General features: G+C 32.8%; 21 protein-coding genes. 12 read left to right on the top strand and 9 right to left on the bottom strand.

The genetic code is table 11. The features are described 5' to 3' along the window. Positions 1–8: 8 nt before the first annotated feature. Complete coding sequence (locus B8963_RS06980) at positions 9–3,164, bottom strand: SusC/RagA family TonB-linked outer membrane protein (RefSeq protein WP_084060669.1); 3,156 nt, start codon at positions 3,162–3,164, stop codon at positions 9–11. Positions 3,165–3,501: 337 nt separating this feature from the next. Between B8963_RS06980 and B8963_RS06975 the strand changes: the two genes are divergently transcribed. The 4 genes from B8963_RS06975 to B8963_RS06960 all read left to right on the top strand — a co-directional run bounded on the left by B8963_RS06975 (position 3,502) and on the right by B8963_RS06960 (position 8,789). Further along, entirely contained in the window at positions 3,502–4,098 is a 597-nt protein-coding gene (locus B8963_RS06975; protein ID WP_084060668.1) for a ribonuclease HII, read from the top strand. Between the two features lie 61 nt (positions 4,099–4,159). Then, positions 4,160–6,619, top strand: coding sequence for a hypothetical protein (locus B8963_RS06970; RefSeq protein ID WP_084060667.1), 2,460 nt, complete (start codon positions 4,160–4,162; stop codon positions 6,617–6,619). Positions 6,620–6,736: 117 nt separating this feature from the next. Then, positions 6,737–8,077, top strand: a complete 1,341-nt coding sequence (locus B8963_RS06965) for an OmpA family protein (RefSeq protein ID WP_084060666.1) — start codon at positions 6,737–6,739, stop codon at positions 8,075–8,077. 19 nt (positions 8,078–8,096) lie between these two features. After that, positions 8,097–8,789, top strand: coding sequence for a TapB family protein (locus B8963_RS06960; protein WP_084060665.1), 693 nt, complete (start codon positions 8,097–8,099; stop codon positions 8,787–8,789). Positions 8,790–8,819: 30 nt separating this feature from the next. On the opposite strand, the gene lipB is transcribed toward B8963_RS06960, so the two are convergent. Together lipB and B8963_RS06950 are read right to left on the bottom strand one after the other, a co-directional pair. Further along, on the bottom strand, positions 8,820–9,536 hold the full coding sequence (lipB, locus tag B8963_RS06955) for a lipoyl(octanoyl) transferase LipB (RefSeq protein ID WP_084060664.1): 717 nt from the start codon (positions 9,534–9,536) through the stop codon (positions 8,820–8,822). Between the two features lie 36 nt (positions 9,537–9,572). Further along, positions 9,573–9,731 (bottom strand): YqaE/Pmp3 family membrane protein, encoded by a 159-nt coding sequence (locus B8963_RS06950; RefSeq protein ID WP_084060663.1) that lies wholly within the window; start codon positions 9,729–9,731, stop codon positions 9,573–9,575. A gap of 156 nt (positions 9,732–9,887) precedes the next feature. On the opposite strand from B8963_RS06950, the gene lysS reads away from it, so the two are divergent. The 5 genes from lysS to B8963_RS06930 all read left to right on the top strand — a co-directional run bounded on the left by lysS (position 9,888) and on the right by B8963_RS06930 (position 15,709). Continuing rightward, complete coding sequence (gene lysS / locus B8963_RS06945) at positions 9,888–11,579, top strand: lysine--tRNA ligase (protein WP_084060752.1); 1,692 nt, start codon at positions 9,888–9,890, stop codon at positions 11,577–11,579. Positions 11,580–11,941: 362 nt separating this feature from the next. Further along, positions 11,942–14,437, top strand: coding sequence for a zinc-dependent metalloprotease (locus B8963_RS06940; protein ID WP_084060662.1), 2,496 nt, complete (start codon positions 11,942–11,944; stop codon positions 14,435–14,437). Between the two features lie 147 nt (positions 14,438–14,584). Further along, positions 14,585–14,743 (top strand): hypothetical protein, encoded by a 159-nt coding sequence (locus tag B8963_RS15935; protein WP_159447284.1) that lies wholly within the window; start codon positions 14,585–14,587, stop codon positions 14,741–14,743. 199 nt (positions 14,744–14,942) lie between these two features. Further along, complete coding sequence (locus tag B8963_RS06935) at positions 14,943–15,137, top strand: hypothetical protein (protein WP_084060661.1); 195 nt, start codon at positions 14,943–14,945, stop codon at positions 15,135–15,137. A gap of 134 nt (positions 15,138–15,271) precedes the next feature. Next, on the top strand, positions 15,272–15,709 hold the full coding sequence (locus tag B8963_RS06930) for a hypothetical protein (protein ID WP_084060660.1): 438 nt from the start codon (positions 15,272–15,274) through the stop codon (positions 15,707–15,709). A gap of 74 nt (positions 15,710–15,783) precedes the next feature. Here the strand turns inward: B8963_RS06930 and B8963_RS06925 are convergent, their stop codons facing one another. The 6 genes from B8963_RS06925 to B8963_RS06900 form a co-directional block, all read right to left on the bottom strand. Next, positions 15,784–17,151 (bottom strand): GH1 family beta-glucosidase, encoded by a 1,368-nt coding sequence (locus B8963_RS06925; protein WP_084060659.1) that lies wholly within the window; start codon positions 17,149–17,151, stop codon positions 15,784–15,786. Positions 17,152–17,162: 11 nt separating this feature from the next. Then, on the bottom strand, positions 17,163–18,161 hold the full coding sequence (locus B8963_RS06920) for a glycosyltransferase family protein (protein ID WP_084060658.1): 999 nt from the start codon (positions 18,159–18,161) through the stop codon (positions 17,163–17,165). A 239-nt stretch (positions 18,162–18,400) separates the two neighbouring features. Then, positions 18,401–19,690: a glutamate-1-semialdehyde 2,1-aminomutase gene (gene hemL / locus B8963_RS06915; protein ID WP_084060657.1), complete on the bottom strand. Its 1,290-nt coding sequence runs from the start codon at positions 19,688–19,690 to the stop codon at positions 18,401–18,403. A gap of 10 nt (positions 19,691–19,700) precedes the next feature. Continuing rightward, positions 19,701–20,528: a glucosaminidase domain-containing protein gene (locus B8963_RS06910; RefSeq protein ID WP_084060656.1), complete on the bottom strand. Its 828-nt coding sequence runs from the start codon at positions 20,526–20,528 to the stop codon at positions 19,701–19,703. After that, positions 20,525–21,427 (bottom strand): 1-aminocyclopropane-1-carboxylate deaminase/D-cysteine desulfhydrase, encoded by a 903-nt coding sequence (locus B8963_RS06905; RefSeq protein ID WP_084060751.1) that lies wholly within the window; start codon positions 21,425–21,427, stop codon positions 20,525–20,527. Before B8963_RS06905 ends, B8963_RS06910 begins: the two co-directional genes overlap by 4 nt. Positions 21,428–21,445: 18 nt before the next feature. Next, the gene (locus B8963_RS06900) at positions 21,446–21,769 is read right to left on the bottom strand and encodes a hypothetical protein (protein ID WP_084060655.1); all 324 of its coding nucleotides are present in this window, start codon (positions 21,767–21,769) and stop codon (positions 21,446–21,448) included. Positions 21,770–21,953: 184 nt separating this feature from the next. On the opposite strand from B8963_RS06900, the gene B8963_RS15930 reads away from it, so the two are divergent. The 3 genes from B8963_RS15930 (at position 21,954) to B8963_RS06890 (ending at position 24,616) form a co-directional block, all read left to right on the top strand. After that, positions 21,954–22,115 (top strand): C1orf53 family protein, encoded by a 162-nt coding sequence (locus B8963_RS15930; protein ID WP_159447283.1) that lies wholly within the window; start codon positions 21,954–21,956, stop codon positions 22,113–22,115. Between the two features lie 63 nt (positions 22,116–22,178). Further along, positions 22,179–22,739 (top strand): DUF4136 domain-containing protein, encoded by a 561-nt coding sequence (locus B8963_RS06895; protein ID WP_084060654.1) that lies wholly within the window; start codon positions 22,179–22,181, stop codon positions 22,737–22,739. Positions 22,740–22,864: 125 nt separating this feature from the next. After that, positions 22,865–24,616 (top strand): aromatic amino acid hydroxylase, encoded by a 1,752-nt coding sequence (locus B8963_RS06890; RefSeq protein ID WP_084060653.1) that lies wholly within the window; start codon positions 22,865–22,867, stop codon positions 24,614–24,616. Positions 24,617–24,627 lie beyond the last annotated feature (11 nt).

The raw sequence follows: 24,627 nt of genomic DNA, 5'->3' as shown, positions 1-24,627 counted from the left end.
TCATGTGATTAAAAATTTAATGTTAAATTCATCCCTATACTTCGAGGGCTAGGAACTGAACCACGTTCAATACCATCTAACTGACTTCCCGCACCACCAATACTTGCTTCCGGATCAATATGAGGAACTTCTGAGTTAAATATTGCTAAATTACGAGCTTGAATACCCATTTGCAATGCTTTAATTGGTGTATTTTCTAAAGCTTTAGTTGGAAAAGTATAGGTAAAACTTAATTCACGCCATTTAATGAATGTGGCATCAAAAATATTTCCCTCAGCTATAGAAGCACTTGCATATTGCTGCCAATAACGCTGCGTACTTGCAATTGGTGTTGTATTTGGAGAATAAGTACCGTCCCCATTATCAACGAAAGTATTTGGATCTACAAATAAATTATCCCTATCAACAGCAGTTTCAACTGCTAAACCACTTGTTCTCAATGCACCTACTGTGTTTGAAAACATTTTCCCACCTTGTCGCCAATCAAATGTAGTCGATAAACTAAAACCTTTATACCTAAAAGTAGTAGAAAGACCCATAGTAAAATCTGGCTGAATAGTGCCTAGTTCTCCAGGTTGTCCAATTTGACGAATCCCATCAGCATCCACTAATATTTGGTCTTCAATTTCTTCACCATCTGCATCTAAAGCCCTTGCAAATCTAGTTCCAAATAACTGAAAAGGCTTACCTTCAACTGCTCTAACAGCGATACCATTAAATTCAGTAGCTAAATTTAAAGCTCCTCCAGGCAGACCAGATAAATCTTCAACTATAGTTTCATTTTTTGTGAAATTAGCAACAACATCCCAACTAAAATCTTCTGTTTTAACCAATAGTGCATTAACATCAACTTCAAATCCTTTATTAGAAACTCCTCCAACATTCGTTAAAAAACTTGCAAAACCAGAGGTTTGCGGAGTTGGTACAAAAATAATATCATCCTCAGTTAAATTGGAGTAATATGTCGCATTTATATTTAAGCGACTCTTAAAGAAACCAAGCTCTAGACCAACTTCATAATTTTCTTGGTTTGAGGGTTTTAAATTTGGGTTTGTAATAAATCCATTAGAATCAAAAGCTAACTGACCATCAAAAGGATAAGTACCTCCTGTCCCAAACTGTCCAAAGAATGCATTATCAGGATTATAATTGTAATCCAACAAATAAGCCCCAGTATCTCCTCCAACGTTAGCCCAACTACCTCTTATTTTACCGAAACTAAATATATCATTTGTAATATCTAAAGCATCAGAGAATACCCAACTTAGTGATACAGAAGGATAGAAAAAACTATTATTATTTACTGGCAAAGTAGAAGAAAAATCATTTCTACCTGTTGCATTTAGAATTAGCCAGTTTTTGTAATTGAATGTAATATCTCCAAAAATTCCAAAAATTCTTCTTTCAGAAAAACCTTTAGAAACATTATTAGTTGCTGCGTTTCCAGTATCATATAATCCAGGAACTGTTAAATCAATACCAGTATTAGTTAAAGACTCAAAAACCCTCGCATTCCACTGCATACCGCCACGGGTAGTAATATTAAAATTACTATTTAAATCTTTATTGTAGGTGGCAATTAAATCTAATGTTAATTCACTTGTATCATTCCAATCATCCGTGAAATTTCCATTTAATCGACCTACAGTACCTATTGAGTTTTTAATAAAACGTTTGTCTACCGAAGTGTCATAACCTGCTCTACCTATAATATCGAAGCCTTCAAAAGGAAGGTATTGCATAGAAATATTTCCAAAAAATCGTTGAACGTTTACTTCTGGTGCATTCTCAAAAGCTACCCAGTAAGGATTGTTTTGTTGCCCACCAGGCAAGTTAATTTGGTTACCATCGCTATCTTTATATGGTCTAAACGAAGCAAAATTCGTAGTTCTTGGTAAAAAATTTACAATACTTGTCAATACATTAGGATCATTTGCTCCAACTCTTGCAGTACCTCCAGTAGTAGTTCTTATATAGTTAAAACTAGTTCTAGAAATAAACTTATCTGAAAATTCGCGACCTGCATTAAAACCAATATTAGTTCTATTTAACGATGAATTTGGAACAATACCTCTTTGATCAGAATAAGCAACACTTAACCTATAATCACTTCCGTTATCTCCTGCACCTGAGACAGTAACACTATTTATACTAACTGCCCCGGTACCATAAAAATCATTTAAATTTCCAGGCACAGCTTGAAAACTTTTTTGGGCACCATCAATATCTCTATATGTCTGACCTCCCAATGTACTAAAACTTGGACCCCAACCCGATGTAGCTTGTTCGTTAGGCAATTGATCAAAATCATAAACACCATCATCACCAGAAGCAAATGAATTTTGGAAATCAGGTAAGATTAAAGGCGTATCAAACCTAAAATTTGAATTAAAAGAGACACTTGCCTTATTACCTTTTTTACCTCTTTTAGTAGTAATCACTATAACACCTCCTGAAGCTCTGGAACCATATAATGCAGCAGCAGAAGCTCCTTTAAGAATTGTAACGGTATCAATATCATCAGGATTAATATCCTGAGCTCTGTTCCCGAAATCAAAACCACCCGTAATTCTTGATCCTGTAGCAATGTTGTCATTAGAAATTGGAACGCCATCTACAACAAATAGAGGCTGAACTGTACCAGACAAACTTGAATTACCCCTAATTAAAATTCTAGTTGAACCGCCAACATTACCACTCTGATTTGAAATTAAAATACCAGAAGCCTTACCTTGCAAAGCACTTAAAACATTTGTTTCACGAACTTCGTTTAAATCTTCAGATTTAACAGTTGAAACCGCATAACCTAAAGTTCTAGATTCACGTTCAATACCCAATGCAGTAACCACAACTTCCTCTAAAGCTTCAGCATCTTCTTCCATTGAAAAACTAATCGTATTCGCTGATCCAATTGTTTTTTCCACAGCTTTTTGACCGATGTAAGTAAATCTCAATTTTTGTCCAACATTGGCATTAATTGAATAATTACCGTCAAAATCTGTTTGAGTTCCACTAGTTGTACCTACTACAACCACAGAAACACCAGGTAATGGCAAACCAGATTGATCCGTCACGTTACCTGTAATTGTTTTCTCTTGAGCAAAAGAAAAACTCATTATTAACGCCAGTAGCGGCGTTAACATCCATGTTAACTTTGATTTCATTTAAATAGTTTTTTTAATTAGTCAATCGCAAAAATGATAATTTAATGTTAATAAAGCAAGTAAATATGGCAATAGAGAACAATATTTGTTAAATTAATGTTATTAATTATGAAATATTTAACTTGCCCTGAACCAAATTAAGAATACTACATCATTTTTAACATTTATAGGTAACTAAGCGGTATTTTATAGCCAAAAAATCAGGATATTATATAACAAAACAATCTTTTCATTAAATTTTCATGATAAGTTCCTTATAAAGGATAAAAAAATCTATGTTTAGCCTTAACTTTTTGTTAACTAATTTTAACGATGTAATTGTTTTATAACTTTATTAATGCTAAAAAAATACTTTTTTCAAGATAATGAAATTGGAACCGATGAAGCTGGTCGCGGTTGTCTTGCTGGTCCAGTGACTGCAGCTGCTATTATTCTTCCTGAAAATTTCACAAATCCAATATTAAACGATTCCAAAAAACTTTCTGAATACAATAGATTTCTATTGAAACCTATTATTACTGAATCGGCCATCAGCTTTGGAGTAGCCCATATAGAGCCTTCGGTTATCGATGATATTAACATTTTAAATGCATCTATTTTAGCCATGCACAAAGCTATTGGTCAACTGGAGACGAACTCAACTTTTATTATTGTTGATGGTAATAAATTCAAGCCTTACAAAAATTTCACCCATGAATGCATTATAAAAGGGGATAGCAAATTTATGAGTATTGCAGCAGCTTCGGTTTTAGCAAAAACATATAGAGATGAACTTATGAATACGCTGCACCTAGAATTCCCAATGTATAACTGGAAACAGAACAAGGGATATCCCACAAAAGAGCATCGAGAAGCGATCCGAAAGTATGGTTTAACAAAATACCACCGCAAAAGTTTTAGACAGCTACCAGAACAATTAAAGCTTAAAATATAATTACACCGTGCAATCTAAAGCTAATTATAGATTAAATTCTAAATTTGTTAAAAGTGTTTTTATGAGAGCTATATTTTTAGGTATTGTATTCTTGTTTTTATTTGGCTGTAATAATAGTATACCTGTTTCGCATTCTTTACTAAATAATATTCCCCAGAATTCGTCAGTAATTATCCGAATAAATGATTTTGACCTTTTTCAAAATGATTTAAAGAATAATTATTTCGTAAAGGCAATCCAAAAAACAAAACAATACTCCGATAATGCGGAAAAAATTAACCTCTTATCCTACCTAAAACCTAAGAGTGAAAGTGTGCTATGTTTTGTAGAAGTAGGCAAGGAAAATTTCGACTTTTTCTTAAAAACTGCAAAAAGTGAGGATCTAATAGAAATTAAAGAAACTATTGAAAAAACAACAGAACAAATTAATTACGAGAAAGACACTTACCATAAAATTATCATCGACAACCAAATAATTTATAGCTACACCTTAAATGAAGCCATTTACATTAGTTCTTCTTCCTTATTAATTGAAAATTTAATACGTGTTAAAGAACCTGTTGCCGTGGACGAAACTTTACAGAAATTATTTAATTCCGCAAACAAAAATAAGTCGGCAACTTTTTTAGTAAATACTAAATATAGTAACGGGATTCTAAATTATTTTATCAACGAAAAAAATGCTCCTAAAATTTCATCCTTTTCAGATTGGATTTCATTAGACGCCAGTATAATCCAAAACGAAATGAAATTTACCGGTATCAGTTTATCCGACAAAATAAGTACAAAAAAATTTGCTGATTTATTTTATAAAATAAACCCGGTTGTAAATCTTACCCCAAAATATGCACCAATTAATGCTAAGGCAATATTATCATATACTTTCGAAAACTTTGATGATTTTAATCTAAACCAACAAAAATACCTTGAGGCTCCCTTAAAAAAAGATACTATATTCAATACTACTCAAGAGCTGGGTGTCGCCTTTTTAAATAACAAAAAAGTTGTTATTTTACAAACCTATGATTCAGAAAATATTATTAAATATATTTCTGAAAATACCAACGAAACCAATACATATCAAGGCAACGATATTCAAAAACTCACATCAGATAATCTTTTAAACATATTCCAGCCCCTTATTTCTAACTTCACAACTAAATACGCCACTGTTCTAGAAAATGCGATATTATTTTCTGAAGATTTAGAATCGCTTCAAAATACTATAAGCAGTTTTAAAAATGAAGCAACTTTCGAAAAATCTGCGACTTATTTAAGTGCTAAAAATAGTACCGCAGATGAATCTAACATACTTCATATACAAACTTCTGATGGAATAAATGATTTTCTTAAAAATGAATTTAAAAGTAATAGCTATAAAAATATTTCGGGCTTAGATTTCGCTAATCAAACTTTAATCTTTCAATTAGTTGCAGACAATGGTTTTTATCATACAAGTGCAATCTTGAAAAAACTTGGCACCAAATCCGAATCTAACATAACCGCTCCGCTATTTACTGTACGATTAGATAATGATATTGCTACCCAAGCTCAATTTGTAAAAAACCACCTAACAAATAAAAAAGAAATTGTTGTTCAAGATATTGATAACATTTTGTATTTAATTTCTACAGATGGTAAAGTACTCTGGAAAAAACAGTTAAATGGTAGAATAAAAAGCACCATTTCTCAAGTAGATCTATATAAAAATGGACGACTTCAATTGGCGTTTATAACCGATTCTCAATTTTTGATTTTAGATCGAAATGGAGAAATCGTGAAACCTTTTGAATTAAGTTTTAAAGACGATGTTATTAATAGCTTGTCTGTTTTCGATTACGATTCTAACAGAGATTATCGTTTTCTGATTACACAAGGATCTAAAATACACATGTACAATAACAAAGGTGAAATTGTAAGTGGTTTTAAGCTTACTGATGACGGTAAAAAAATTATCAAAGCACCTCAACATTTTAGAATAAACAAAAAAGACTACATTGTGTTTGGCGAAGAAACTGGTACAATAAGGGTTTTAAGTAGAGTTGGTTCAGACAGAATTAAGGTTAAGGACAAAATTATCTTCTCCACAAATGACATATATCTTTATCAAAACAAATTTACAACAACAGACGAAAAAGGCATCCTAAATCAGGTAGATGAAAATGGCGTAATCTCTAAAAATAACCTAAACCTAGGCAAAGATCATGGTATTTATGCAACAAGTAATACCTTAGCAACTATGAGTGAAAACACGCTTACCATCAAAGGAAAAAAAGTAGATCTTGAACTAGGCGTATACACTAAACCTATAATTTTTTATGTTGATAATAAAATTTACGTAAGTGTTACCGATATCCAAAATCAGAAAATCTACCTTTTTGATAGTAATGCAGAAGCTATTCAAAACTTTCCTGTTTATGGTAGCTCTTTAATTGATCTTGGAGATATTGATAATGACAAAAAAATAGAATTGGTTGCCAAAGATTTAGAAAATTCTGTAATTGTTTATAGAATAAATTAGTTAAGCATTTTATGTCTGCCAGCTATACAACATAACATACAATTAATACATATTATAGATTTCATAAATGCTTTTTTCTTATTTTTAATTTGCAAAAACATTAAATTAAAAGTTAAGATGAAATCTACAAAATGGGTATTTAAAACTCTAGTTTTATTAGCTTGTACATTATTTTTTACCACAACTAGCAATGCTCAATTCTTAAAAAAACTTTCTAAAAAAGCAAGTGAGGCCGCTGAAAGAGCCGTTACTCGTAAAACAGAAGAAAAAGTTGATAAAGAAACTTCCAAAGCAATGGATAGTATTCTTAACCCTGGCAGTACTACCCCAAAATCAGATATTCCAAGTGATGACGAAATAGGTCTTCCTGAAAACAAAACTGAAGGCAATCAAAAAACCGAAACGCAAAAACCAAGCAACTCTACTAGTTCTACAAAAGAAAAAAACCTACAAGTATATAGTAAGTTTGATTTTGTTCCTGGTGACAAACTATTGTTTTTTGATGATTTTGCCAGTGATTTTATAGGAGATTTCCCAGCAAAATGGAATACCAATGGCACTGGGCAAGTAGTGTCTTTTGATGATGATTCTGGAAAATGGTTCGAAATAAAAGATGGAAGCAACTCTTACTATTTAGCTAACATTAATTCATTACCAGAAGACTATACTATAGAATTTGATATAGAAACACTTGGGTTAGATAGCCAAACTTCCTCAGCCGCTACTCTAGCTATTATTCTAGACGAAGATGACGATTTTAGCTATGGAAGTAATTCTAATTATGTCTACATTCCATTTTGTCAATACACCCCTGTTGGAATTAGACTCTGGAATCATATCAACAACCAAACTACTATAAGTAATACCGTTGAAGCAGATATACGCACTATAATAACTAAAAGGCCGCATATTTCTATAGCAGTAAATAAACAACGTTACCGTTTATTTGTTAATGAAACTAAATATGTTGATGTGCCTAAAATGATTGGACCAGGAGCACCACTAAAATCATTAAAATTTCAAGTTAACTCCACAAAAGATGGTAAGGAACGAATCTTTATAAAAAATATTAGAATTGCTGAAGGTGGGCTTGACCTAAGAAAAAAACTAATTGCAGAGGGACATGTATCTACAAATGGAATATTATTTGACACTGGTTCCGCAAACATACAACCACAATCCATGGGGATAATACTGCAGATTTCTCAAGTATTGCAACAAGAAAAAAATATGAAACTCAAAATAGTTGGCCATACTGATTCAGATGGTTCAGAAGATGCCAACTTAAAATTATCACAACAAAGAGCAGATGCTGTAAAAAAGGCATTAAGTTCTGTTTATGGTATTTCTGAAGATAGATTAGTTACAGAGGGGAAAGGGGAAACAAGCCCTGTTAGTGAGAATACTACCTCTGATGGAAAAGCACAAAATCGTCGTGTAGAATTCGTGAAAATATAAACCACAAATTTTTGTTAAAATGAAAAAATTACTTCTTGTTTCGTTATTATGCATTTCATACACGCTACAATCACAAATAAATTGTAGCAAGTATTATCCTTTTGAAGAAGGCACCAGTTTCCAATATTCTATGTTCGACAAAAAGGGTAAACCAGATGGCACATCTGATTATAAGGTAACCAGTGTAATAAATTCCGGCGGGGAGACTAAAGCCGCAATGGACATTGTACTCCATGATAAAAAAGGCAAAGAAATTGTACAATCTAATTACAACATAATCTGTACAGGAACAGGAGTTAAAATAGATTTCCAATCTTTAATGCCTAGCCAAATGTTAGAGCAATACAAAGAAATGGATGTCCAAGTAGACTTATCCGGTACTGATATTGAATTACCAAATGATTTAACTGTTGGGCAAGAACTTCAAGAAGCGAATGTTACCATGAATGTAAAAATGGCTGGTATGAATATGAAAACTATTGTCAATATGATGAATCGGAAAGTGGAAAAAAAAGAGACGATTACAACCCCTGCCGGATCATTTGAATGTTTTGTAATTTACAGCGAAAACGAATCGCAAATTATGGGAATGAAAAAAACATTTCCATCGCGTTTATGGCTTTCCGAAGGCGTTGGTATGGTTAAACAAGAAAGCTATCAAAAAGATGGCGATTTAATGAGTACCATGGAATTGACAAAATTCAATAAATAAAAAACACCCTTACTAGTAAAAAACCGAAGTCTACGCTTCGGTTTTATCTTTTATCAATTTAGCTTCGAACAATACCGAAAAATGTTTTAATAGCTTCTCTTTTACCTCTTCAATATCAACTTCTTTTTTTCCTAATTCCACATTTAAAGAAGTAACCGCTTTGTCTCGTATTCCACAAGGTATCATTAGATCAAAATACCCTAAATCGGCATTTATATTTAATGCAAAACCATGCATGGTTACCCAGCGGCTTGCTCGCACACCCATGGCGCATATCTTACGCGCAAATGGCGTACCTACATCCAACCAAACACCTGTTTCACCTTGAGATCTTTCAGCTTTTAATCCGTACTCCGCCAAGGTTAAAATAACCATTTCCTCTAAAAACCTGAGATATTTATGGATATCCGTAAAAAAATTATCTAAATCTAAAATGGGATACCCCACAATTTGTCCCGGTCCATGATAAGTAATATCTCCTCCTCTATTAATCTTATAAAAAGTAGCTCCCTTTTTTTGCAACTGTATTTCATCTACAAGTAGATTATTCATATCTCCACTTTTACCAAGGGTATACACATGTGGATGCTCAACAAAAAGAAAATAATTTTTTGTTGCAAGGGATAACTCCTCTCTTCTGTTTTTAATTTTAGTGTCTAAAACAGATTTAAATAACAACTCTTGATAATCCCAAGTGTCTTTATAATCTTTCAAGCCTAAATCTGTAAGGATAACTTCTTTATTCATCTTTGCAAAGATACAAAGACTAAGATTTCCAATAAATTAATTGTCTGGGTTATTTAAAATTACCAAAGCCGCTATTACTCCTGGCACCCAACCGCATAAGGTTAATAAAAATACGATAATAATAGATCCGCATCCTTTCCCTAGTACAGCTAGTGGGGGAAATAAAATAGCCAAAATAACTCTCCAAATACTCATTTTAATTGATTTTGATTGATGAATGTAATAATTAGACGAAATCTATACAACTATGTTACACTTTTCATGAAATAATGTAATTGGCAACATTTACTTTTATTCAGATTGATGAATTCGAGCATTGTAACTATATTTGCAGCCTTAATAAGTATAAAAATGCAACTTTCAGAACAAGAGGTAATCAGAAGAGAGAAATTAGCCAAATTACGGGAAATGGGAATAAACCCTTATCCCGCCGCATTATACCCTGTAGATACTACATCAAAAAGTATAAAAACAGATTATAAGGATGGTAAAAAGGTAATTGTAGCAGGTAGATTAATGCGAAAGAAAATACAAGGAAAAGCTTCTTTTGCCGAATTACAAGATAATGAAGGTCGCGTACAATTATATTTCAATAGAGACGAAATTTGCCCTGAAGACGATCATACTAAATACAACGATGTTTTCAAAAAACTTTTAGATTTAGGAGATATTATTGGAGTTGAAGGGGAGCTTTTCACAACACAAGTTGGTGAAAAAACCGTATTGGTTAAAGATTTTACCATTTTATGTAAAGCTTTACGCCCATTACCACTACCTAAAGTGGACCCAGACGGTAAAGTTCATGATGAATTTAATGATCCTGAATTGCGTTACCGTCAGCGATATGTAGACTTAATAGTGAATCCTTCGGTAAAGCAAACTTTTATAAAGAGAACAAAAATCACCAACAGTATTCGTCAGTTTTTTAACGATAGAGAATATTTAGAAGTAGAAACACCTATATTACAGCCCATACCTGGTGGAGCGGCAGCACGTCCATTTTTAACACACCACAATGCATTAAATATTCCTTTGTATTTGAGAATAGCTAACGAATTGTATTTAAAACGATTAATTGTTGGTGGTTTTGATGGAGTTTATGAATTCTCAAAAGACTTCAGAAACGAAGGAATGGATCGCACCCATAATCCAGAATTTACAGTAATGGAACTTTATGTTGCTTATAAAGATTACAACTGGATGATGGATATGACAGAACAACTGTTAGAAAAAGTGGCGATTGATGCCAATGGAACATCAAAAGTAACCGTAGGAAAAAATCAAATAGAATTTAAAGCTCCTTACCCAAGAGTGCCAATTTTACAGGCAATTAAGGAACATACTGGTTTTGATGTTGCAGGTATGGATGAAGTGGAACTTAGAGCAACTGCTAGAAAATTAGGTCTAGATGTTGATGAAACTATGGGTGTTGGAAAACTTATAGATGAAATTTTTGGAGAAAAATGTGAGCATTTATACATACAACCAACTTTTATTACAGACTATCCAAAAGAAATGAGTCCGTTAACTAAAGAGCATAGAGATAACCCTGCGTTAACAGAGCGTTTTGAACTTATGGTTAATGGTAAAGAATTAGCAAATTGTTATTCTGAGCTTAATGATGCCATTGATCAAAGAGAGCGTTTTGAAGAGCAGTTAAAATTATCAGCAAAAGGTGATGATGAAGCTATGTTTATAGATCAAGATTTTATTCGCGCCTTAGAATATGGAATGCCTCCAACTGCTGGAATTGGAATTGGAATAGACCGTTTGGTTATGCTAATGACCAACAACTCTTCTATTCAAGAAGTTTTATTTTTCCCTCAAATGCGACCAGAAAAGAAACAAGTAGAACTTTCTGAAAATGAAAAAGTTATTTTTGAAATTCTTAAAAAGCATAAAAAAATGCCTCTTGCAGAATTAAAAGACGCATCAGGTTTAAGCAATAAAGCTTGGGATAAAAGCATAAAGGCCATGGGTAAAATTGGCATTACCAAAGTCACAAAAACGGAAAGTGATTTAATTATAGAATTACAAGATTAGTATTCTTGTCAAATGCATTTAAGAAGAGAAATCAATTGATTTCTCTTTTTTTTTGGTTTAAACGAAACAAAGCCTTTGATAAATCAAAGGCTTTGAATCGACTAATTCCAATAACTTAATACTTTGTAGTTTTTTTTGTATTGATTACTGAACTTATTAAAGAGACGTTTAATTTCTTAAAATGTTACATTAATAATATATAATTAACAATATGCATGTGTTAAGTTAGATAAAAAACATAATATTTTATATTTCAACCTATTAACAGCACCTATTTCAGCAAATATGATTAAGAAATCATTAACAAAAATTAAATATTAATTTTCGTTATTTGAAATAGACTAATTAAACCGAAAATACAAATGATTAAAATTATTCTTCAGAGAACTCTTCTTGCTCTCTTATTAGTAGGATGTTTTTCAACTTCCGAAGCACAGATCTTTAAAAAGAAAAAGAAAACTACAGCATCTGCTGAAAAACCAAATCCTAAAAAAGGAGAAATTGAAGCTTATGACAAGGTAATTACGAAAGAGGCCATTACAGACAAAGGTCTTTTTGATGTGCATAGAATAGATGCTAAATACTTCTATGAAATTCCTGATTCATTATTCAATAAAGAAATGTTGATGGTGAGTCGTATCTCTAAAACCGCAAGCGGAATTGGCTTTGGAGGGGGCAAAATCAACACTCAAGTTCTTCGCTGGGAAAAGAAAGACAAAAAAGTTTTACTTAGGGTCGTATCTTACGATGTGGTTGCCGCAGATTCATTACCGGTACACGAGGCTGTAGTCAATTCTAATTTTGAACCAGTATTACATTCCTTTGACATTAAAGCATTTAAGAAAGATTCGCTACATCCTGCTACCGTTATTGAAGTGAGTGATCTTTTTGAAAAAGATGTGAATGCACTTGGTTTACCAGACTATTATAGAAAAAGTTTCAAGGTATCTAGATTAGATGGCGATAGAAGTTATATTGAATCTGTTAAAAGTTACCCACTGAATGTTGAGGCTAGACATGTAAAAACATATGCGGCAAGTGCTCCTCCTTCCAATGAAAGTTTAGGTTCTATATCTATAGAAATAAACAATTCTATGATTTTATTACCAGCAAAGCCAATGAAAAGACGCTATTTTGATGAAAGGGTTGGATGGTTTGCAAGAGGACAAGTAGACTACGGTTTAGAGGCGCAAGAGAGTAAAACAATTACTTTTTTAGATCGATGGAGATTAGAAGTGAAAGATGAAGATCTAGAAAAGTTCAAAAAAGGAGAACTTGTAGAACCTAAAAAACAAATAGTGTACTACATAGATAGAGCGACTCCAAAAGAGTGGGTTCCATTTATTAAACAAGGTATAGAAGACTGGCAAGTAGCATTTGAGGCTGCAGGTTTTAAAAATGCAATTATTGCAAAAGACCCTCCAACAGCTGAGGAAGATCCAGAATGGTCACCAGAAGATGTTCGCTATTCTGTAGTACGTTATTTAGCCTCACCTATTCCAAATGCAAACGGTCCACATGTAAGCGACCCAAGAACTGGTGAAATCTTAGAATCTGATATAAATTGGTACCATAACGTAATGACCTTATTACGCAACTGGTTTTTTGTACAAACTGCAGCCATTAATGAAGATGCTAGAGGCGTTACCTTTAAAAATGAAGTAATGGGACGTTTAATACGTTTTGTATCGTCTCACGAAGTAGGCCATACTTTAGGCTTACCGCATAATATGGGAAGTAGCGTTGCGTATCCTGTAGATTCATTACGTTCAGCTTCATTTACTAAAAAATATGGTACCGCACCATCCATAATGGACTATGCTCGTTTTAATTATGTAGCACAACCGGGCGATGAAGGTGTTGCTCTTATGCCAGAAATCGGCATTTACGACAAGTATGCAATAAGTTGGGGATATAGACCAATATTGGATAAAACTGCTGAAGAAGAAAAGCCTGTCTTAGATCAATGGATTTTAGCACACGCTGGAGATCCGTTATATAGATTTGGTCATCAGCAAGCTGGTGATGTTGTAGACCCAAGCTCTCAAACAGAAGATTTAGGTGATGATGCAGTGAAAGCAAGTACGTACGGAATTGCAAATTTAAAACGCATTGTTCCAAACTTAGCTACTTGGATTGCTGAAGATGGTAAAAAATATGATGATTTAGGCACTTTATACGAGCAAGTATTGGCTCAATATAATAGGTATATGGGCCATGTTTCTAATAACATTGGAGGCGTATACGAGCATTACAAAGCATTTGGTCAAGAAGGAGCGGTATATACTCCAGTACCAAAAGAACGCCAGAAAAATAGTTTAAATTTCATCCAAAAAGAATTGTTTGCAACTCCAACTTGGTTACTTGACCAAGAAATATTTAATAAAATTGAATATTCTGGTTCCATAGAGCGATTACGTGCCATACAGGCAAGAACACTTGATAATATTTTAAGTTTAGGCAAAATAGCTCGTATTATTGAAAACGAAACGATTAATGGCAAAGATGCTTATGCGCTAGCTGATATGATGAAAGATTTAAGAACCGGAATCTGGTCAGAACTATCTAGAGGCAGTAAAATTGATACCTATCGTAGAAATTTACAAAAAGCCCATATTGAGCGATTAGCATATTTAATGACAGCTGAATCACAAAATACCTCAAGAAGATCAAGTGCATACGTAAAATCAACAGCTATAAACACAAGTCAGTCAGATGTTAGATCAGTGGCCAGAGCAGAATTAAATATGCTTAAAAGAGCTATTAGAAATGCTGTAGGAAGAACAACTGACAATATGAGTAGATATCATTTAGAAGATGCAATCACACGTATTGATGCTATACTAGACCCTAAATAACCAAAAAAGAGACTAATAAACACTCTCAAAATAATCTAAACTACACAAACGCGGATTTGACCTATACAAATCCGCATTTGACAACATTTAGATAAAAAATAGCAGGCTTTTATTTAACTTTGAGTCAATGATAAAAACCCCCAAATCATGACAAAAAAAGTACAAAGCATTTTATATTTTTCAGTTTTCATTCTCGCATGTTTGGTATATACCATAACTGATAATGAAAAAACAGAAATCAAGAGTTTTTCAAGTTCTAATTCTGAAATAATCCAAAACACTACAGTCTCTTTAAATAATAATTAGACATAATAGAAGTAGATATATAAAAAAGGCATGAATAAAATTCATGCCTTTTTTTATTCCCACAAAACAAATTAAATAGCTAAGTAAATACTACAAAACTATAGTTTCACATACATTTTTGTAAGTATTCACAACAAACAATAAACAATCTGTGTGTATTTTCTTACATTTGTGTATCCCAAATTATAAATTTGTTATTATGACCCCGAAACTTAAAAGCCTTATATATTTAACGTGTTTTATTCTCTGCAGTGTGCTTTATAATCATATTGAACAGCAGGAAAGTAAAAAGTCGATTATTACGAGTTCTAATTTGGCAACCATGGAAATGACTGATATGGACGAAAATGACGAATTAACTTTAGAAAAAGAGGAGCACGTTGAAAAAGAATAAGCCATAAACTTAACAGACTTTTAAGCCAGCACATTTGCTGGCTTTTTTATGTCTATATGTTAAATAAAAATTAAGACTTTAAACCATTCTACACTAAGACAGTCCTAAAGTAAATAAACATTAAAAAAAATAACATGAAAAAAGTAATAGCAGTTTTAGTTTTATTCGTTGGGTTAAATGCAATGGCTCAAAAGAGAGAAAATAGAAATTTAAATCCTGAGCAGATTGCAACCCTTACAACGAAAAAAATGACTTTGGATTTAGATTTAAATGAAAGTCAGCAATCAAAGATTTATGAACTACAGTTGGAAAATGCAAAATCCAGAATGACAAAAATGGAAGCGCATAGAAAAGAAAACAGTGAAAGCATGAAAAAACTATCATCAGAAGAACGTTTTGCTAAGAAAACTGAAATGTTAGATCATCAAATTGCACAGAAAAAGAAAATCAAAACCATTCTAAATGCTGATCAGTTTGAGAAATGGGAAAAACTGAACCATAATAGAAAAAATAGATTTCATAAAAAGAGAGGAGAAAGAAAGCATAACATGAAAAAAGAAAACAAAGAGTAGTTTTAGATTGTTGAGTTTAGTTAAGTTGCTTAAAAAGCTAGGTCTACGCCTAGCTTTTTTTTTATGTTCCTAATTTAGTCTGGCTTTAAAAATTTAGAAAACCATTTGCCAGACTCCTTAACGGTTCTTTTTTGGGTTTTAAAATCCACATGAATTAATCCAAATCTCGGATGATAACCTTCAGCCCATTCAAAATTGTCCATTAAAGTCCAAACAAAATAACCATCAATTTTTAAACCTTTTTTCTTTGCTTTATATACCTGCTGAAGATAATTTATAAAAAAATTCCTGCGTTCCACATCATTCACTTTTCCATCAATAACGGCATCTTTAAAAGCAGCTCCATTTTCTGTTATGAAAATTTTATTTACGCCTTCATATGCATTAAACTTTTTAATCATCTTATATATACTCTTCGGGTAAACCTCCCAATTCATTAAAGTCGTATCTACATTTCGTTTAGGTGCCTCAACAATTTTAACACCCAAATAAGGCACAAAATAACTATGCTTTACCACTTCTCTTGTATAGTTTTGAATTCCAATAAAATCAAAATCAAAAATCATATTCTCAACATCACTAGGAAGCATATACTTTTGTATTTTTTTTAATATTGGCACCGTTTTATAGGGATAATCCATACCTAAAGAAGGCTCTATAAAAAGCCTATTAAGCATAGCATCAACCCGTTTGGCTGCTTGTACATTTTTATACTTTTTATTTATTGGAGTTATATAAGAACATGAAAAAGTGGTGCCAATAAAGGCATTGGTGACTAATTTTCTTATAATTCTACCCCCTAAAGCTTGACACAAAGTTGCATGATGCACAGCTGGAAGAAAATTACTCAAGCCTTTTTTTCCTGGAGCATGAACCCCTAAAAAATAGCCAGCGCCTGTGAAAACCATTGGTTCATTTAAAATCATCCAATTTTTTACTCGGTCACCAAAATGCTCTGCACATACGGTTGTGTAATACTCAAACCACGAAACTATAGCCCTATTGGTCCAACCACCTTTATCCTCCAAAGCCTGAGGCAAATCCCAATGATATAGTGTAACCCATGGAGTAATTTCGTTTTTTAAACAAAAATCAATTATACGATTGTAATAAGCAATACCACTTTCACTAATCTGCCCAATTCCATCTGGAAGTATCCGTGACCATGATAGCGAAAATCTAAAATTTGGAATATTCATTTTCTTTAGTAAAAGAATATCCTCCTCGTAATTATGATAAAAATCGCAACTTTTTTTAGCGTGATGATCTTGATGAATTACACCTTTTTTACTGGTAAAAGTATCCCAAATAGATGGTTTTTTATCATGTAAATCATGCGCTCCCTCTATTTGATATGCTGCAACAGAAACTCCCCATGTAAAATTTTTACCAAATTTTTTACTCGTGAATTTTCTAGATTTTAAATTTTCTTCTGCGTCCATACATCGCTAGTTTAATTTGGACCTTTGGTATCTAGAAAAATTTTATCAATTATTGTTTCTGTCATATCTGGATAATCTACCTGAACGTTATGATCGCTTTCAATCCAATTTTTAATATGCTTTATATATTTTGTTTTCAACGATTTTATTACCGGCACCCCTAAATCTGACAGCGCAGCAGCATTACATTGTTGTTCATACTGTCCTTTCATAGGAATAACCATCAATTTCTTATTTAAAAAAAGTGCCTCAGCAGGTGTTTCAAAGCCAGCGCCACACAACACACCCTTACTTGATACCATACTTTTTATAAAAGCATTATTCGTTATTGGCTGTATAGTAATGGTTTTACTTTGAAAAACTTTTTCATGATGTTTAGAGAAAATTTGCCATTGAACATGCTTTATTTGCGATAGTATTTTTAAAATTTTAGTATCGCTATATGATGGCAAATAAACAGTATAATGTTCCTGATTTTTTATTGTAGCCTTTCGAACATCTTGGCGGATAACTGGGGTAAAAATACTGTCATTATACTTTTTAAAATGAAAACCATACTGTTTTGTGGAAGGGGCATAATTTTTAAGTATAAAATGTCCCATAAGGTCTAATTTTACGGGCTTTGGGCTTCCGGTCATCAGTACAGCAGATTGGTGACTAAGACTAACACATGCCTTATTTTTTAGCTTGCATGCCCACGCGGACACGGGTTCAAAATCATTAATAACCAGATCATATTCTTCAATTGGCAAACTCTTTATTTCTTTTTGAAGTCGTTTAGATTTAGCCTTAAAATAGGTTTTCCAAACATCTACACCACCCTTTTTTCCGAAAATAAAACTCAAGCCTTTAAATCTATATTTTATAGGATATGGAATATCAATATCAGCCTGTGTACCACTTAATAAAATATCTAATTCAATATTTTTCTTTTGTAGTAAGGGTATTATATCACGAGCCCTGCTTAGGTGACCATTGCCTGTGCCTTGAATAGCATATAACACTTTCATATAAGACAAGCATTTATTTCTATGACCAATTTAATAGTTGCTGGTAGTGGCAAAAAAGAAGCGCATGCATTTTTCTTAACAGCAACAAACTTCTCACTCATACCCTACATATAATATTTTCAAAGATGAAAAATTAATGGGCTTCTTTACTGGTTTTATAGTTTAAGAATTGGTTATTTATTTGTTAAACAAAAGAGAGACCTTTGGGTCTCTCTTATTACTTTATGCTTGATCTTCTTTTATTTTAATTCTTCTACTATGTTTTCCAAAGCTTTTATAGTAGCATCTAAATCTTCAAAGGAAAGTGCGTCGTTTAAAAAATAGCTTTCAAATGCACTTGGTGGCAAATAAATTCCATTTCTAAGCATGCCATGAAAATATTTTTTGAAGGTTTCATTGTTTCCTTTAGCTGAAGAAGCAAAATCTACAACCGGTGTTTCCGTAAAGTGTACAGAAATCATACTACCAAATCTGTTTATTTGATGCTTAATACCATTATCTTTCAAAACTTTTTCTAGGCCTTTATGCAAATAAGTTGTTTTATCTGCCAAGCTTCTAAATATATTTGGATTATTATTTAGAGCGGTTAACATGGCTAAACCTGCACTCATTGCCAATGGATTACCACTTAATGTTCCTGCCTGATACACGGGACCTTCGGGAGCTAATTTTGCCATAATCTCATTACGAGCCGCAAAAGCACCAACAGGTAGCCCTCCACCTATTACTTTACCAAAAGTTACAATATCAGCAGCAATACCTAAAACTTCTTGAGCCCCACCTCTTGCAAGTCTAAAGCCGGTCATAACTTCATCAAAAATTAATAGTATACCTTCTTTAGTACATAATTCTCTTAAACCTTTTATGAAATGTTCCTCTGGAATAATACATCCCATGTTCCCTGCAATAGGTTCTATAATTATGGCAGCAATTTCGCGTTTGTTAGCATCAACTAATGCTTGTACTCCAGCTAAATCGTTATAATTTGCTAATAAGGTATCCTTTGCGGTTCCCTGCGTAACCCCAGGGCTATTAGGACTACCAAAAGTAACTGCTCCACTACCCGCTTGAATTAAAAACGAATCCGAATGCCCATGATAGCATCCAGAAAATTTGATGATTTTATCTTTACCCGTATAACCTCTAGCAAGACGAACTGCACTCATACAGGCTTCCGTGCCACTATTTACAAATCTTATTTTATCTATATTCGGTACCATTGAAACTGCAAGTTTTGCTAGTTCCGTCTCTATTTCAGTGGGCATTCCAAAAGAAGTGCCTTTTTTTGCTTTCTCAATTACCGCATTTATAACTGGCTCATAGGCATGACCAAGAATTAATGGCCCCCAAGATGCTATATAATCTATTAATTTATTACCATCTTCATCGGTTAAATAGGCGCCTTTGGCTTCTTTTACAAATATTGGTGTTCCTCCTACTGCTTTAAAGGCTCTAACTGGAGAGTTTACTCCGCCAGGAATATATTCTTGTGCTTCTGAAAAAAGTTCGCTGCTTCTTTTATATTGCATGCTATAGTATCTATTTTTTTACTGATTTTACGATAAGTTTTTGGCCTACAGCTAAATTACTTGAATTCATGTTATTCATCTTCATCAATTCATCTACCGAAACAAAATATGTTCTTGAAATAGAATATAGCGTATCGCCTTTTTCAACAATATGGGTTTTATATTCATACTCTTTCGGAACTTTAGTAACGGCATACCCCTGATCTTGAACAATTTTATCGTACTTATGTAATTGATACTGTTCTATATAGGATATTAATTTACTTGGATATTTTTTATCCGTGGCATAACCCGCCTCCTTTAAGCCATGTGCCCAACCGCGATAATCGTCATTACGCAGATCGAACAAAAAGGCATACCTAGCACGTGAGGTTAGAAAAATACTGTGATCTCTAAATGAATACATAGGATGATTATATTTTCTAAAACATTCTCCTTTTTCATCATCATCATGAAAATCATATTCACCTTCCCAGCCTGTATGACATTTAATACCAAAATGATTGTTTGTTTTCTTTACTAAAGCGCTTCTTCCATAACCACTTTCTAGAATACCTTGTGCCAAGGTAATACTTGCTGGAATACCGTAGGCTTTCATTTCAAATTGTGCAATTTCAGAAAATGTATCTATATATTCTTGAACCGAATTGATTGGAAAATCTATAAATTTTCCAGAATCTTCAGGAAGTAAATACACATCTTTACTAGTATTTACATCGCTAGATTTATTAATTGTTGTGACAACAGGTTTTTTGTGGGTACTAGAAACCACTCTTTTATTGGATTTACACGCAGCTAAAAAAACCAGAAGCATCAAAAAAGCAATCTTTTTAATCATAATAATATTGGTAAATTTTTCTTCTTCAAAAGTATGTTCATTCCTGCAATACCTTGTAAACCTCCTGTATGTATCGCTAGAATTTTGGTTCCTGGTTTAAAATAATCTTTAGCAATTAAATCTAGTATTCCAAACATCATTTTACCGGTATAAACCGGGTCTAAAGGTATTGTAGTTTTTAATTTAAAATCATTAATAAAACCAATTAATTCATTGGTTACTTTGCCATAACCGCCAAAATTATAATTTGTTTCCAAATCCCAGTTACTTTTATCTACAAATTTACAAATATCTTTTTTCAAGAAATCACCCTTTAGTGCTGGAAATCCGATTATATACTGGTCATCATTGGCAGCATTTATTAATCCGGCGATGGTTCCTCCTGTGCCTACACAACTACAAATTACAGTAAAATCATTATCCTCGCTTGATAAAATTTCTTCGCAACCTTTAACAGCTAATGTATTTGTGCCACCTTCTGGCACTCTATAAAACATGCCAAATTCCTTGTTTAATAGTGAAACAGCTTCTTCCGATTCTTTATTTCTGTACCAATCTCTAGAAACAAATTTAAACTGCATACCATTGGCCTTTGCAAAACGTAAGGTTGGATTTTCGTGCCATTTATCATGCAATTCATCACCTCGAATAATACCTATTGTCTGTAAATTATTTTCTTTTCCTGCAAAGGCTGTTGCAGCAATATGATTGCTAAATGCACCGCCATAAGTCAGTACTTTTTTAAACCCTCTTTTTTGAGCATCGAGTATATTATATTTTAATTTTCTGAATTTATTTCCAGAAATATAGGGGTGCAAATTATCCTCTCTTTTTATAAATAGAGATACTTTTTTTTTATCTAAAATAGGAAGTACTATTTGCTGGTTTTCACTTTTCACCACTTACTCTTTGAAGTCTCAAAGATATTTAATAAAGCTATATGCTTTTCTTTCTGCGGTATATTTTAAACTACGTTCGTTAGCATATGCTTCGCGTTCAAAACTAATATTTTGGTAAGCTTTATAGGTATTCATGTATTGAATACAGCGAAAACACCATTCTAAAACATACCATACATAGAATGCCAGCAAAAATAGCTCTTGCTGTTGTTTTAAATGAATACGCTCATGGTTAATAAGAATAGCATCTTTTTTTAAAGAACTGTTTTTAAGTATGATAAAAGGCCAAAGCGATAAACCCACATAATTCTTAACAAAAAAAAGCCTGGAAACTAAAATCATTCTTTACAAATATCTTTTCTCAAAGATAATGACTAAAATCATGCCATAGAAATTCTATGGATTTATTACCTACTTACACGATAACTCGCAGATATTATGCTATAATTAAAGGTTAAATCTGCTCCACCACATACTATTTTTAAAAAAGAAGAATTAAATTTACAATACATTACTAAATTAAAAAATGAAGAAAATTGTTCCTATCGAGGAAGGTGATTATTATCTATCAAAAGAAGGTTACAAAGTATTTACAGAAAAGTACCATTTAAAGCGAGGTTATTGCTGTGAAAGTGGCTGTAGGCATTGTCCTTATGGATACAATACTAAAACTTATAATCGCAATTAAAACAGTCTCTTTCGGCATGATTATTGATAAATTTTAAAGTAGAAACCACAAAAATAAATTGTTATGAAAAATTTAAAAATTTTAGTGTTGCCACTACTCACACTGCTAATGTTGAGTTCGTGCACTTCTGTTCGCGTTGTAGCGGATTATGATAAAAATGCAAATTTTAACGAATATAAAACCTACGCTTTTTATAAAACGGGCATAGATAAAGCACAAATTTCAGATTTAGACAAAAAGCGAATTTTACATGCAATTGATGATGAAATGTCGGCTAGAGGATTTACACTTTCTGAAAATCCGGATGTTCTAGTGAGCATTTTCACTAAAGAACGTGAACAAGTAGATATTTACAATAATTACTGGGGCGGTGGTTTCGGTTGGGGATGGAACCCATGGTATTGGGGCGGACCTGGAATGTTCGGTGGCAATCAAGTAAGCACAAGAACGGAAGGTTCTTTATATATAGATTTAATTGATGCTAAAGACAAACAATTAATTTGGCAAGGAAAAGGTGTTGGATCACTTTACCAAACCAAAAAAATTGAAAAGAGAGAAGCAAGAATCAAAGAATTTGTATCTGAAATACTAGAGGCCTATCCGCCAGTTGTAATGAACAAATAAAAATATTTGATCCTCTAAAAAGCTATAGATTAATTTCTATGGCTTTTTTCTTGACTATACCTCAAAGCGTTTTTAATAAATATGACTAGCATTTTGTATCTTTAAACCAAATTATTTCTTTAGATATGAGCTACGAAAGCAATCCTATTTTAGATAAACTTCCAGAGCATTTACAGCAATTTATAAAACCGCAAAATTATAGTGATTACACTGCTATAAACCAAGCTGTTTGGCGTTATGTAATGCGTAAAAATGTGGATTATTTAAGTAAAGTTGCACATAAATCATATTTAGACGGACTTGCAAAAACAGGAATATCTATAGACGATATTCCGAACATGTATGGCATGAACCGCATTTTGCAAGAAATTGGCTGGGCAGCAGTTGCTGTCGACGGATTTATTCCTCCTTCTGCATTTATGGAATTTCAGGCGTATAATGTTTTAGTGATTGCTTCGGATATCCGCCAATTGGAACATATAGAATACACCCCTGCTCCAGATATTATACATGAAGGTGCTGGTCATGCTCCCATTATTGCAAATCCAGAATATGCAGAATATTTAAGACGATTTGGAGAGATAGGTTGTAAAGCTATTTCTAGTGCTAAAGATTATGAATTATATGAAGCCGTTCGTCATCTTTCCATTATTAAAGAAGCACAAGGAACACCTCAAGATAAAATTGATGCTGCTGAAAAACAAATAGAATATTTGCAAGAAAACATGGGTGAACCAAGTGAAATGGCGCTGATTCGCAATTTACATTGGTGGACTGTTGAATATGGTTTAATTGGCACTGTTCAAGATCCTAAAATATATGGCGCAGGCTTACTTTCTTCAATTGGAGAAAGCGCTTGGTGTATGACCGATGATGTAAAGAAAATACCTTATTCTATTGAAGCAGCACACACGCCTTTTGACATTACCAAACCGCAACCTCAACTATTTGTAACTCCTGATTTTGCTTATTTAAGTCAAGTTTTAGAAGAATTTGCCAATACCATGGCATTGCGAAAAGGTGGATTATCAGGAATTAAAAAATTAATTAATTCTAAGGAATTAGGTACAATAGAATTAAGTACTGGTATTCAAATTTCAGGGAATTTTAAAAGTGTTATAGAGCACGAGAACAAACCAGTATATTTTCAAACTATTGGAAAAACTGCTTTAGCTTATCGCGAAAAAGAACTTGTTGGCCATAGCACCAAGCATCATTTAGATGGTTTTGGCTCACCAATAGGAAAACTTAAAGGAATTAATATTGCCATTGAAGACATGAGTCCTCGCGACTTAAAAGCCTATAATATATTTGAGGGACAAACCATTACTTTAGATTTTGAAGGTGGGATAAAAATTCATGGTGATATTATTACTGGGACTCGGAATTTAAGAGGAGAAATAATTCTTATCACTTTCGAAAATTGCACAGTTACTCATGGAGATACTATTTTATTTAAACCGGAATTTGGATTATATCACATGGCGGTTGGCGAACGAATAGTTTCTGCTTTTAATGGTCCTGCTGATCTCGGCAGTTTTGATTTAATTACCCATAAAATCACCAACACTACTATAAAACCAGTTAAAAATGCCAAAAGCACACAACTAGAAAGCTATTATCAGCAAGTAAGGGATTTTCGTGAAGGCAAAAACACAACAATTTCTAGAAATAAAGTATTTCAAGAATTAAAAAACAATTATCCTACTGATTGGCTACTTTGTGTAGAATTGTACGAATTGGCAAAAACGAATAATGATACTGAATTTGCCCAAGAAATTAGTGAGCATTTAGAAAACCTAAAACAAGACCAACCTAAATTAGGTCATTTAATAGATGATGGATTATTACTAGTAAATCAAAGTTTTGTTCTTTAATTTTTTAATGT

The organism is Cellulophaga tyrosinoxydans (assembly GCF_900176415.1).
Lineage (GTDB): Bacteria > Bacteroidota > Bacteroidia > Flavobacteriales > Flavobacteriaceae > Cellulophaga > Cellulophaga tyrosinoxydans.
Note: the sequence above shows the minus strand (reverse complement) of the source record. Positions and strands in the feature narration are given on the sequence as shown.

What these genes read in the sequence shown, in the direction of transcription:
- B8963_RS06980 (WP_084060669.1), bottom strand. Translation starts at nt 3,164, where the DNA reads ATGAAATCAAAGTTAACATGGATGTTAACGCCGCTACTGGCGTTAATA.
- B8963_RS06975 (WP_084060668.1), top strand. Translation starts at nt 3,502, where the DNA reads ATGCTAAAAAAATACTTTTTTCAAGATAATGAAATTGGAACCGATGAA.
- B8963_RS06970 (WP_084060667.1), top strand. Translation starts at nt 4,160, where the DNA reads ATGAGAGCTATATTTTTAGGTATTGTATTCTTGTTTTTATTTGGCTGT.
- B8963_RS06965 (WP_084060666.1), top strand. Translation starts at nt 6,737, where the DNA reads ATGAAATCTACAAAATGGGTATTTAAAACTCTAGTTTTATTAGCTTGT.
- B8963_RS06960 (WP_084060665.1), top strand. Translation starts at nt 8,097, where the DNA reads ATGAAAAAATTACTTCTTGTTTCGTTATTATGCATTTCATACACGCTA.
- lipB (WP_084060664.1), bottom strand. Translation starts at nt 9,536, where the DNA reads ATGAATAAAGAAGTTATCCTTACAGATTTAGGCTTGAAAGATTATAAA.
- B8963_RS06950 (WP_084060663.1), bottom strand. Translation starts at nt 9,731, where the DNA reads ATGAGTATTTGGAGAGTTATTTTGGCTATTTTATTTCCCCCACTAGCT.
- lysS (WP_084060752.1), top strand. Translation starts at nt 9,888, where the DNA reads ATGCAACTTTCAGAACAAGAGGTAATCAGAAGAGAGAAATTAGCCAAA.
- B8963_RS06940 (WP_084060662.1), top strand. Translation starts at nt 11,942, where the DNA reads ATGATTAAAATTATTCTTCAGAGAACTCTTCTTGCTCTCTTATTAGTA.
- B8963_RS15935 (WP_159447284.1), top strand. Translation starts at nt 14,585, where the DNA reads ATGACAAAAAAAGTACAAAGCATTTTATATTTTTCAGTTTTCATTCTC.
- B8963_RS06935 (WP_084060661.1), top strand. Translation starts at nt 14,943, where the DNA reads ATGACCCCGAAACTTAAAAGCCTTATATATTTAACGTGTTTTATTCTC.
- B8963_RS06930 (WP_084060660.1), top strand. Translation starts at nt 15,272, where the DNA reads ATGAAAAAAGTAATAGCAGTTTTAGTTTTATTCGTTGGGTTAAATGCA.
- B8963_RS06925 (WP_084060659.1), bottom strand. Translation starts at nt 17,151, where the DNA reads ATGGACGCAGAAGAAAATTTAAAATCTAGAAAATTCACGAGTAAAAAA.
- B8963_RS06920 (WP_084060658.1), bottom strand. Translation starts at nt 18,161, where the DNA reads ATGAAAGTGTTATATGCTATTCAAGGCACAGGCAATGGTCACCTAAGC.
- hemL (WP_084060657.1), bottom strand. Translation starts at nt 19,690, where the DNA reads ATGCAATATAAAAGAAGCAGCGAACTTTTTTCAGAAGCACAAGAATAT.
- B8963_RS06910 (WP_084060656.1), bottom strand. Translation starts at nt 20,528, where the DNA reads ATGATTAAAAAGATTGCTTTTTTGATGCTTCTGGTTTTTTTAGCTGCG.
- B8963_RS06900 (WP_084060655.1), bottom strand. Translation starts at nt 21,769, where the DNA reads ATGATTTTAGTTTCCAGGCTTTTTTTTGTTAAGAATTATGTGGGTTTA.
- B8963_RS15930 (WP_159447283.1), top strand. Translation starts at nt 21,954, where the DNA reads ATGAAGAAAATTGTTCCTATCGAGGAAGGTGATTATTATCTATCAAAA.
- B8963_RS06895 (WP_084060654.1), top strand. Translation starts at nt 22,179, where the DNA reads ATGAAAAATTTAAAAATTTTAGTGTTGCCACTACTCACACTGCTAATG.
- B8963_RS06890 (WP_084060653.1), top strand. Translation starts at nt 22,865, where the DNA reads ATGAGCTACGAAAGCAATCCTATTTTAGATAAACTTCCAGAGCATTTA.